Here is a 347-nt window from a genome sequence, read left to right on the forward strand (position 1 = left end):
CCAACTATCGCAGGTTACACAGCGGATAAATCAGAAATCCCAGCTGTAAGTGGAGTTCAAGCGAAAGACCAAGACCGTGTTGAAACAGTCACTTATCATAAGGATGCCCAAAAAGCTGTTATCCGTTATGTAAGCACTAATGGTAATCAAGTTCTCAAAACAGATGAAGTAACAGGTAAGTCAGGAGAAGCCATTGCCTACAGCACAACAAGTCAAATCACAGAGTTCAAGAAACAAGGCTACAAGCTTGTTAGCGATGAATTCACAGCAGGTGGTGCTAAGGTTTATGACTACGATACAGCACGTGACCAAGTCTACACTGTAACCCTTTCAGAACGTGTTGAACC

At 42.9% G+C, this 347-nt stretch carries 1 protein-coding gene; it reads left to right on the forward strand.

Annotation, left to right across the window (positions count from 1 at the left end):
• The coding region (locus ACERDH_RS09805) for a mucin-binding protein (protein ID WP_386686893.1) at positions 1 to 347 on the forward strand (347 nt) is incomplete at both ends.

The organism is Streptococcus bovismuti, assembly GCF_042436615.2.
In the GTDB taxonomy this organism is placed as follows: domain Bacteria; phylum Bacillota; class Bacilli; order Lactobacillales; family Streptococcaceae; genus Streptococcus.